Source organism: Kribbella sp. WER1, from assembly GCF_054189145.1.
This window is the reverse complement of the sequence record NZ_CM135186.1, coordinates 4,724,582-4,735,794: the sequence shown is the minus strand read 5'-3', so window position 1 is coordinate 4,735,794 and position 11,213 is coordinate 4,724,582. Positions and strand designations below refer to the sequence as shown.

General features: G+C 68.1%; 6 protein-coding genes. 1 reads left to right on the top strand and 5 read right to left on the bottom strand.

The window, feature by feature from the left end:
- Positions 1 to 59: 59 nt before the first annotated feature.
- From ACXJJ3_RS22860 to ACXJJ3_RS22840, 5 genes are all read right to left on the bottom strand, one after another.
- Complete coding sequence (locus ACXJJ3_RS22860; RefSeq protein WP_458163866.1) at positions 60 to 386, bottom strand: hypothetical protein; 327 nt, start codon at positions 384 to 386, stop codon at positions 60 to 62.
- Positions 387 to 399: 13 nt separating this feature from the next.
- Positions 400 to 1,776 (bottom strand): hypothetical protein, encoded by a 1,377-nt coding sequence (locus tag ACXJJ3_RS22855; protein WP_458163865.1) that lies wholly within the window; start codon positions 1,774 to 1,776, stop codon positions 400 to 402.
- 74 nt (positions 1,777 to 1,850) lie between these two features.
- Positions 1,851 to 4,502 (bottom strand): ATP-binding protein, encoded by a 2,652-nt coding sequence (locus tag ACXJJ3_RS22850; RefSeq protein WP_458163864.1) that lies wholly within the window; start codon positions 4,500 to 4,502, stop codon positions 1,851 to 1,853.
- Entirely contained in the window at positions 4,499 to 6,313 is a 1,815-nt protein-coding gene (locus ACXJJ3_RS22845; protein ID WP_458163863.1) for a hypothetical protein, read from the bottom strand. Before ACXJJ3_RS22845 ends, ACXJJ3_RS22850 begins: the two co-directional genes overlap by 4 nt.
- Positions 6,306 to 6,920 (bottom strand): hypothetical protein, encoded by a 615-nt coding sequence (locus ACXJJ3_RS22840; protein ID WP_458163862.1) that lies wholly within the window; start codon positions 6,918 to 6,920, stop codon positions 6,306 to 6,308. The genes ACXJJ3_RS22845 and ACXJJ3_RS22840 overlap by 8 nt, the downstream gene beginning before the upstream one ends.
- 327 nt (positions 6,921 to 7,247) lie before the next feature.
- Between ACXJJ3_RS22840 and ACXJJ3_RS22835 the strand changes: the two genes are divergently transcribed.
- A complete protein-coding gene (locus ACXJJ3_RS22835) occupies positions 7,248 to 11,189 on the top strand; it encodes a GH92 family glycosyl hydrolase (protein WP_458163861.1) in 3,942 nt (1,313 codons plus the stop codon).
- Positions 11,190 to 11,213 lie beyond the last annotated feature (24 nt).

Here is an 11,213-nt window from a genome sequence, read left to right as displayed (position 1 = left end):
CACCACGCACATCACCCAGGGTCACTGCCCAAGCACTTCAAGCGCACAACCCACCGAGCTCAATCGCGTCGGCCAGGGGTCGGCTCATGGGGATAGAGCTCGTGCCAGAACCATGACAGGAACTCGTCATCGCTTCGCTGGTCGTAGCCCGCGGCCGTGGCGAGTGCCTTGGGATGGAGGCCTTCTCGGTCGCCCAGGAGGAGTTGGATCAGTTCACGCTTGAAGGTGACGAGCTCGGTGTCCTCGGGGACGGCCGAACTCACGCGCTGCACGAGATCCTGGAAGTTGTCATCGCGGATCTCTGGATGAAAGTAGGCCTCAAGGAAATTCAGAACCGTCGCGAACGGCGCATCCTTGTCCGTCAGCCAGTACCTGGCGATTGCCATGCCTTGACCTTCCTCAGTCCTCGTCCGGTGGCGGCTGGACGAACATCGTTGCTACATAGAATCGGTTGCTGTCGTGGTCGCGTCCGAACCGCACCATCATCGTCCCGTTCTCGAACGTCGGTATCCGTTCGGCCTGCGGCTCCGGAAGGTCACTGAGGTCGCGACCTTCCGCCCGCGCGGTCGCCCACTCTTTGCGAATCGCGTTGGCCTCGGCCCAATCGCCCACCAGACGGTAGCCGGTGCAGTAGAGATGGCCATCGACACCCAGGAGATCCGCAATCGGGATCTCTACTGCGTGTGCCTGTTGCATTTGGCCGACGGGTGCATCCAGAACCTCTCGAACCTTCGGATGCTCGATCACCCCGGCATACGCAGCGGCGAACGCAGTTGCGTCGTTGATCCGGGTGGCAGTGTCCGCGCAGAAATGCATCTTGTCCGGCCTCAGTCCGTCAACGCTTTTCGCTCGCAGGGCTGGATCCAGTTGCGCCGGATCCTCCAGATAGGCGACGCGCCGCGCGTACATCTCGTCCGTACCCATCGGTCCATGACGGATGTGGGCATGACCTTTACCTTGGTCAATGGCGGTGAAGATCCTTTGCGCAGCAGGAGGAGCGTCGGCAGCCGGCTCGAGCCAGGGTCGGTCGTCCGACTTCTCGGCGATGTACTCCGCGGCCCCCTGGTACTCGAGTATCCGCCGAACCCCCGGGTCCAGCCGTTCGATCACCTCGGGCTCGAGGTTCTCCGCCGACTTCGGAAGTGGGCCAGGCGGAGCACCGGCTCGGCGCGAGTCCCATCGCCGGTCGTGCTCGATGATCATGTCCGCCGGGGGCTTCGCCGCCGAGTCAGGAGGTGCGGTCTTCTCCTCGGGGTCGGTCTGGTCCTCGCTATGCGCCGCTGCTCCGTCGTAATCCGTGGCTGTGTCTGCGTGCCGAGCAGAGGTCGCAGCGGAGTCGTCGGCCTGCACCGCGGTCGAATCATCCGCGGCGGCGCGCTCTGCTGCGGGCGACTCTGCGTCGGGCGGATTGACGCGACGATCATCGCTCTGGCGCGACTCTTTCGCTGGACGATCGGCTGGGTCCGAGCCACTTGGCTGAGCCTCGTCGTGATGCGTGCTCGCCGCCTCGTCGACTCCCCACCCGAGCCGGGTGAAGGTCCGATCCTGGCGCATCTGCTCGCGGAGGTTGGTCGGTAGGTGGTCTGCAGCGTCGCGGGCCGGTTCCGGCTTGTCGTCGGTTGGACGCTCCACTGCGACTTCCTCCGCCTGGTCGCGCTGTCGCGCGTCCGCGGTGCCAGGCGGATCGGTGCGTGGCCGGTCGGGCGGATCGGCGATGGTCTCCGATACGCGGTCGTCAGGAACAGGGCGGCTGTCGGCGACGGAACGCGTCGGCACGTCAGGGCTTGCGGGGCTTGTGGGTTGGTCGGCGGGTTCGTTCGGTTCGATGGGTTTGCGGGAGGGGCGGTCCATCAGATGGCCGGGGTTTCGAGGGGGCGGAAGAGGTAGCGGTGCCAGTTGCCAGGGATGGTGAGGCCTCGGGTGGCGGTGAGGAGTTGGAGGTAGGGGTCGGGGGATTTGGAGAGGGTGGCGGTGGTGTCGAGGAGGGTGGCGGTGGTGTCGAGGAGGGTGCCGTTGCCGAAGAGGAGGGTGGGTGAGGCGTTGGCGGAACGGCTCTTCAGGTAGCTGCCGATTTGTTGTTCGATGGTTGAGCCCCAGAGTTTGAGGCCGCGGGCTTCCCAGTCCTGGGTCGACGGGTGCGGGGCGTCGTATGGGCCGGTGTAGGTGCGGAGGGCGTCGGCTACGTCGGCGTAGCGGAAGTCGCCGCCCTGCCAGGGGATCTCGGTTGAGGGGCAGGTGAGACGGTGGTGTCGGATGACGTCGAGAGCGACGTCAGCCAGGTGTTCGATGAAGCGGGACGGTACGACGTCGCGGCCGATCGCGTCGGCGCGGCCGAGGACGGCTGATCCGGCGGCCTCGGCGATCGCGCATTCCACGACCTGGGGAGGAACGTCGCCGAACGCCCACGGAGCAGACGGGAACGGCTTCGGTACGGCGGTGAGGTGAGCGACGGTCAACAGCTCTATCCACAGGACGAAGCGCGGGTTCTCCCGGAGGAACCGTCCCGCGTCCGCGATGTCGCGGACCGTGCAGAGGCGCCCGTCGCAGCTGACCCCGCAGGTCGAGCTCCGGCGGGCGGCTGCCGCGACTGTTGGCGGCGACGGCGCTCGTCGTTCGCGGGGTTCGCCGTGGGGGATGCGGACGAGGATCGGGCGGTCCATGCCGTCGGTGAAGGTGGCGGCTTGGCCGGGTGGGAGGGAGACTACGGCTCGGGATTGGGGGGTGGTGAGGTTCATGGTGGCGCCGACGGTTTCGCGGTCGTCGGCGGCGGGGAGGCGGTGGAGGATCTTGAGGGCGGAGTTCTTGACGACGTCGGGGATGACCTTGCTGGGGATCTGCTCGGCGACGACGATTCCTTCGCCGTAGGCGCGGATCTCGGCGAGCAGTCCGGCGAACAGTTCGACGGCGTGGTCGGTGGTTCCGTCGGTGGTTGCCTTGAGCAAGCGGTGGGCTTCTTCGACGACGGTGACGTGCTGCAGGCCGGAAGATGCGGTGCGGTGGACGCGGAGGTGTTCGATCAGGCGGATCAGGACGACGCCCATGCAGAACGCCTTGTCCTGGTCGTCGCCGACGTCTTCGAGTTCGAGGACGACGTTGCGGCGGAGCAGGTCCGCGACGTCGAGCGGGTGGCCGCCGCCGAGGAAGCGGCCGGGGGTGCCGAGCAGGAGCGAGGTGAGCCGGACGTCGACGAATCCGCGGACGTCCGCGGCGAGCTCGGCGCCGTACCCGATGTCGTCGACGACCGTGCGGGCCGTCGTCTGCAGGTCCGCGAGCGTCGGGTACTGCGTGGCGCCGCGGCTGAGGGCGAGGTCCCAGCCGTACGACGTGTAGCACCGCGTCAAGGCCTGGCTCAGCACCTGTGGAAAAGGTTCGTGCGCTTCGAAGGCCGCGAGGAACAGGGCGCGGACCAGGTCGAGGTGCGTCTGCAGCGGGAACCCGGCCTCGGGCTCGAGCGGGTTGAGGCTCAGGGGTACGGCGTCCGGGTCCCCGAGGCGGATGACCGCGACCGAGGAGTCCGCGCCGAGCCGCCCGGCCATCCCGGCGTACTCCGCCTTCGCCGGCTCGATCACCAGCCACGGAACGCCCGCCCCGCTCAACCCTTCGAGCAGGTGCCGGATCGTCTGCGACTTGCCCGAACCGGTCGCTCCGGCGACGAACGCGTGCCGGTTGAGCGTGTCCCGCGAGACCGTCATCGGCGCGACCGCCCGCCCCGCGGTGTCGATGACGTCGCCGAGCGGGATCCCGTCCGCGGGCGTCTCCGGCGTCAGGTCGAACCGCACCTGCTCGACCACCCGCACCCCGGCGATCTCCCGCACCGGCGGCCGGCCGATCGCGGCGAGCAGCTCTCCGGTTGCCACGAACTGCGCGTCCCGCAAGGTCAGGTGGTACGGCGTCGCGTGCAGGTCGGCCGTCCCGCACAAGGTCCGCGCGATCACCCGCGCCGTGGCTTCGTCCGCGGCGCCGACCTGGATCCGCACCGTCCACAGCCCGCCCTGCGCCGCCGAGAAGTCCCGGTAGCGGGCGCGGTCGCGTTCCAGTTCGAGAGCGTCCCGGCCGGAGGCCTTCTCCCGGTCCAGCCCGATCGCCATCCGCAGATGCAGGTCGTCGAGCAGCTCACCCCGATCCGCGAGAGGAACAGCCGTGACCAGCCACGCGAACGGCGGCAATGTCTCGACCAAGTCCTCCAGCAACCCAGCCGGCTCGACGTCGACCTCCGGCAACGCAGTCAGTACGTCGTGCACACCGCCAACGCCGACCCAGCACGGGAAGTCCACCGCCTCCGCGGCCACCGCCTGAGCCCCGACCGGACAAACGTCCGCGCGGATCTCGAGAGGACCGCCAGGAACAGTACGTGTCCAGCAGAAGCCGAACGGCTCCCAGGCCGCAGCCTGCAACGTCAACGCAGGCAGCAATCCACGCCGCAGCGCGGTCAGCCGCTGCGCGACCTCGGCGTCGGCTCCCCCGGCCAGCGGTACTTCGGTGATGCGCTGCGTCGGAATCACGACGGCGCCAACCGCGGGTCGCAGTCCCCCAGCCGCGGGCTCGCCGGGTCGAGCGGGTCCACCATCACGAACGCGGTCGGCGACAACCCTTGCAGCACGGTCGGTTCCATCGCGTACTCGTAGGTCCGCTGGTACCCGATCGACGTGCTCTCGTTCGTCCCGGTCGACTCCGAGGTCGACGTCGACTCCGACCACGACGTACCGCCCGTCGTCGACTCGGAGTACTGCTCGCCGCTCGTCTTGGATCCGGACCGGTGCCGCCGGTTGAACAGCAGGCCGAACGTCGCCTGCCGGCTGTCGGACGTCTGTACGCCGAGGGACTCGCTCGTCGACGCGCTGTTGCCGCGCGTGGTGCTGTCGGAGGTGGACACCGACGTGTTCGTCCCGTGCGAGTACGTGAACTGGCTGGCCACGAGCCGGTGTTGGCGGCCGATGAACGTCGCCGCCTGCTCGGCCTCCTTCGCGTTGCCGAGCCGCATGAACAGTACGGCGTCCCCGCCGCCGAGGATCTCCACCGCGCTGTCCCGCAGATGCGCGAACAGCAGCACCAGCCGCAGCCCGTTGCGCCGGCAGATGCTGTCGAACCGCTCCAGCTCCGGCCGCGCGAAGGCGTCCGCGCCCGCGATCACGACGATCCGCTCGCCTCGACCGGACAGCTCGCCGCGCTGGATCCGGACCATTGTGATCTGGAACAAGAGGTGCCGCAGCAACGCCGCCGTCAGCTCGGACTCCCGATGCGACAGCTCGAAGACCCGCAGCGAGACCTCCTCGCCGTCCCAGCCGTCCATCGCGGCATCACCGGTGACCGCCGCCAGCCGCTGCACTCCAGCCGCCAGCCGGAACAGCCGCGCCTCAGCCGAACGCCGGGCGGATTCGCTCAGCAGATCGGTCAGCTTCGCGTACTCGGACCGCGTCAACAGGCCGCGTTGGTCCGGCGTCAGCTGCCGCAGCAACACCTGGAACGCCAAGTGCAGTCTCTTGAACGTGACCGGTGCATCTTGAAGGCACTCGGCCACCTGCTGCACCAGGGTCGCGTCAACACCGCGTGACTCGCTCTGCTCGGGCTCTGCCGCTCGTAGCCCTTCAGCCACGACCACACCGACCTCGTCAGTGCTCAACTCGGCCAATGGGTTCAGCGAATGCTCGGGTATTACCGACGCGCGGATCGGCGCACCGTGCTCTTCGGCCAGCTGGCGCAGCGGCTCGACCACGGTGTCCTGCGTTAGATCAAGAACGACCAGCCGCCCGCCCGCGCTCATCAGCGACGTACCCATTGCCAGCAACGCAGCACGCCAGCCCGCAGCAGTACCGCCGTACAGATCGACCCGTTCCTTGGTCACCGGTCCCACCGGAACCCACGGCCGTACGGCGTCGACCTCGAGCGACTTGGTGCGCTCGCGCTCCCTCCGGTCGTCCTGCCACGCCTGTACGTCGCGTTCGAAGGCGGCCATCGTGCTGACACAGTCCGCGAGCCACAGCTGGTGCTCCTTCACGGTCGCACGCCGAAGCAGCTCCGGCCGCCCCCAGCAGAGCCACGCGACCCCCAACGCCGCCGCGGCAGGTATCAACGCCAGCAACGGCTGCACGACAATAGCAACCACAACCGTGGCCACGGCAGCGCCAGCCACCACCCACACCAGCACCGGGCGCAGGCGCTCCGCCGTGGCCCGTTTGCTCTCCAACGCGGCCAAGGCCGACGGCGGCGGTACTGCGGGAACAGGAGGGTCCTGCTGCTCGACGAGCACCACTTCGCGCCCGCGGTACTCCCAACCCCACTGCTCGGCCTCACGGGTCGCAACAGCCTCAGCCATGCGTGGCACCGCCCAACCGCTCCAGCATCACACCGCGTGCCAGCTGCGTGAGCGCCAACTCTGCCTCTTTGACCGTTGCCGTGGCGCGGCTGACCGTGGTGTCCCGTTCACGGTCGTCCGCGGTCGTGAACCGCCGACGGCAGCCCGCGCAGTGTGTCGCGGACGTGTCCGACCAGGAACCGCAGTACGCGCAGCGGCGGGCCTGGAGCATCCGCTCGGCTGTGGACAACCGCTGACGCTCCAGTAACGCCCGCTGCCAGCGGATCTGTGCCTGCGGCAGGTACTCGACCAGTTGCCGGTCGGTGAAGCTCTTGCCGCCACCGGCCAGCACAGCCGCGGTCAGCCGCGCGGCAGCGTCCCGATGCACCGCGGCCGGCCGGCCGATCGGGCCGACGGTCACCAGCAGCGGGAACCACCCGAGTGTCTGCACCCGAAGCGACGCATGCCCCTTCGTCCAGCGCAGCGCCATCGTAGAGTTCTCGTCCGGGTCCGCGACCCAACCGGCCGGCCGCAGCGCCACCTCGAACAGCGCCCGCTGCGGATCGTCGAGTGAGGCATGCGGCAGCAGCAGGTGCGTGTACTGCCGGCGCACAGGCTTCCCAGCCACCGGATCCTCCCGAGAACGAGCGGTCTCCACCGGACCGCGCAAGCTCACTGTAGTTACCGGCTGTGCCGGCCGCACCACGATCCCGTTGCCACTTGTGGAAAACTCACTCCCCAAGGCGGACTGACTGCGACGAGGTCTTGACCGCGAGTGATCGGCGGGAGACGATTCCCGCCGGGCGTGGGCTGACAACCTTGTCATCGGGGCCGCGTACCCACACCGGCGGACGGGGGTCGCGCCGGTCCGGCCGTGCTAGGAGCGTAGATGGATCTCCGCCGCCCACTGGGGCTCGTCACGTCTCTCACGCTGGTTGTGACAATGTCTGTTGCCATGACGCCAGCGCATGCCGCGTCACCGGCCGCCTCCGAGCAGCCCGTGGTCAGCGGTTCGTCGTACTTCACCTCGTTCGAGCCCGGGCAGCCACAGCCCGGCTACACCGACGCTGTGGAGACCGGTCCGGACGGGAAACCGCGCACCGACGGTGTCCGCGGCCCGACGCCGACCGGGGTCGGCGGCAGCGAGATGGACAAGGTCACCAAAGTCACCGCCAGTGGCGAGAACACCGGTGGCGGTGAGATCGCCACCAACGCCGCCGACGGGGACAAGTTCACCAAGTGGCTGGTGTTCGAGCCGACCGGCTGGCTCGTCTACCAGACCTCGGCGCCCGTCGTGATCAAGAAGTACGCCCTGACCTCGGCGAACGACGCCGACGGCCGCGACCCGAAGAACTGGACGGTGTCGGGCTCGAACGACGGCACCACCTGGACCACGCTGGACACCCAGACCAACCAGAACTTCGAGAACCGCTTCCAGACCAAGGAGTACAGCTTCGCCAACGACACGGCGTACACGTACTTCAAGTTCGACGTCACGCTGAACCACGGCGAGAACATCGTCCAGCTCGCCGACTGGTACCTCTCGAACGGAGACCCGCTGCCGCCGCCGGGACCGGTCGCTGAGTCGCGGCTCGACTCCGGCCCGACCAGCGCGTACAACGCCCGCGCCCGCGTCGGCTTCACCGGCGTCAAATCCTTCCGGTACGCCGGCCACCAGGACGCGACGGGCCGCGGGTACACGTGGAACAAGATCTCCGACGTCGACCTCAAGGTCGGCAAGGACACCAGGCTGTCGTACAAGATCTTCCCCGAGCACGTCGAGGGCGACCTCAGCTACCCGAGTACGTACGCCGCGCTGGACCTGGCGTTCGACGACGGGACGTACCTGAGCGACCTGAAGGCGAAGGACCACCACGGGTTCGAGCTGAGTCCGCGCGGCCAAGGCGATTCGAAGGCGCTGTATACGAACCAGTGGAACAACGTCGAGGCCGATCTCGGCGCGGTGGCGGCCGGCAAGACCGTCAAGCGGATCCTGATCGGCTACGACAAGCCCTCCGGTCCGGCCGACTTCCGCGGCTGGGTCGACGACATCCGGATCGCCGCCGCGATCAACCCGGACCGCGCGGCCCAGAAGACCGCGGCCAAGCACCCGTCGGACCTCGCGCTCACCACCCGCGGTACGAACGCGACCGGCGGGTTCTCGCGGGGCAACAACTTCCCGGCGACCGCCGTACCGCACGGCTTCAACTTCTGGACGCCGGTCACGAACGCCGGCTCCACGTCCTGGCTGTACGACTATGCCAAGGGCAACAACGAGGCCAACCGGCCGACCATGCAGGCGTTGTCGATCAGCCACGAGCCGAGCCCGTGGATGGGTGACCGGCAGACGTTCCAGGTGATGCCGTCGACGGCGGACACGCCGACCGCGGACCGCAAGGCGCGCGCCTGGTCCTTCAGCCACGACAACGAGATCGCCCGTCCGTACTACTACGGCGTCACGTTCGACAACGGGAACGCGGCCGAGATCGCGCCGACCGACCACGCCGCGATGCTGCGCTTCAGCTTCCCGGCCGGCAAGGCGTCGCTCGTCTTCGACAACGTCAGCAACAGCGGCGGGCTCACGCTCGACCCGACGACCGGCGTGGTCAGCGGGTACTCCGACATCAAGAGCGGGTTGTCCACAGGCGCCGGCCGGTTGTTCGTGTACGGCGTGGTCGACCAGAAGGTCCTTGCCTCGGGCAAGCTGTCGAACGGCGGCGGCGGAGCAGTCGGCGGCTACTTCATGTTCGACGCGAAGACCACCCAGGTGCAGCTGCGGATCGCGACCTCGTTGATCGGCACCGAGCAGGCACGTAAGAACCTGGAGCTGGAGCTCCCGGCCGGCTCGAAGTTCGGCAAGGTCAAGGACGACGCCCAGGCGCTGTGGGACAAGAAGCTCAGCACGATCGAGGTCGAGGGCGCCACCGCCGACCAGCTGACCTCGCTGTACTCGAACCTCTACCGGCTGTTCCTCTACCCGAACAACGGCTCCGAGAACACCGGCACCACGAAGGACCCGGTGATCAAGTACGCGTCGCCGACCTCCGCGAAGGTGGGCACGGACACGCCGACCACGACCGGTTCGAAGATCGTCGCCGGGCAGACGTACGTGAACAACGGCTTCTGGGACACGTACCGCACGGTGTGGCCGGCGTACTCGCTGTTCTCCCAGGACGACGCGGCGGCCCTGGTCAACGGGTTCGTCCAGCAGTACAAGGACGGCGGCTGGATCTCCCGCTGGTCCTCCCCCGGGTACGCGAACCTGATGGTCGGTACGTCGTCCGACGTGGCCTTCGCCGACGCGTACCTCAAGGGCATCAAGGGCATCGACGTCCAGGACATGTACGACGCCGCGGTCAAGAACGCGTCCGTCGTACCACCGTCGCAGAACGTCGGCCGCAAGGGCATGGACCTGTCCACGTTCAACGGCTACACCGCCAACACCACCGGCGAAGGCTTCAGCTGGTCGATGGACGGCTACATCAACGACTTCGGGATCGCGAACCTGTCGAAGGCGCTGTACGACAAGGCGAAGAAGAACGACCCGCGCAAACAGGAGTACCTGGACAACTACAAGTACTTCCTGAACCGGGCCCGCAACTACGTCACGCTGTTCGACCCGGCCGTCGGGTTCTTCCAGGGCAAGGACCCGAGCGGCGTCTGGGGCAACTCCCCCAGCACGTTCGACCCGCGCGACTGGGGCCACGACTACACCGAGACGAACGCGTGGAACATGGCGTTCTCGACCCCGCAGGACGGCGCCGGGTTGGCCGCGATCTACGGCGGCCGGGACGGGCTGGCGAAGAAGCTCGACGAGTTCTTCAGCACGCCCGAGGACGCCCTGCACACCGGCGGGTACGGCGGCACGATCCACGAGATGCTCGAGGCGCGCGACGTCCGGATGGGCCAGTACGGCCACAGCAACCAGCCGTCGCACCACATCACCTACATGTACGACGTGGCCGGGCAGCCGTGGAAGACGCAGGCTCTCGTCCGTGAGGTGTTGTCGAGGTTGTACACCGGCTCGGAGATCGGGCAGGGGTACCCGGGCGACGAGGACAACGGCGAGATGTCGTCGTGGTACCTGTTCAGCGCGCTCGGCCTCTACCCGCTGCAGGTCGGCTCGCCGTCGTACGCGATCGGCTCGCCGCTGTTCACCAAGGCGACGATCAAGCTGGCCGGCGGCAAGAAGCTCGTCGTCAGCGCTCCGCAGAACTCGTCGAAGAACATCTACGTGAAGAGTGTTCGCGTCAACGGGAAACCGTGGACGTCGACCTCGTTGCCGCACGACCTGATCGCAGGAGGCGGCAAGATCGAGTTCGAGATGACCGACCGGCCGACAAAGTGGGGCACCGGACGCAACGACGCCCCGCCGTCGATCACCACCCCCGGCGAGGACCCGATGACCTGGCGGGACTCCACCTCCGACACCGGCGCGGTGATCGGTGCGGGCGGTACGGACGTCTCGAAGCTGATCGACAACGACGCGAAGACGCAGGTCACCCTGACCGGCGCCCAGCCGACCGTCACGGTCGCCCTTCCGCAGGGCCGACCGGTCGGCATGTACACGCTGACCAGCGGCGCCACCGGTACGGCGCCGTCCGCGTGGACCCTGGAGGGCTCGAACGACGGTACGACGTGGACGACCGTGGACCGCCGATCCGGTGAGTCCTTCGCGTGGGCGTCGTACACGAGATCCTTCAGCGTCGCCGCACCGAAGGCGTACACGCAGTACCGCCTGGTCTTCGCCCCGGCGACCGACGGCGTCACGCTCGCCGAGATCGAACTCCTCGGCACCCTGAAGGGCGTCGAGCCCGGCACCCACCCGAGCGACAAGCGAGCCGCCGCCCAGCCGAGCCCGACCCCGTCGCAGTCGATCGACCGGAACTGGGGCTGAGCACAAAGCACGAGGGCGACGGCA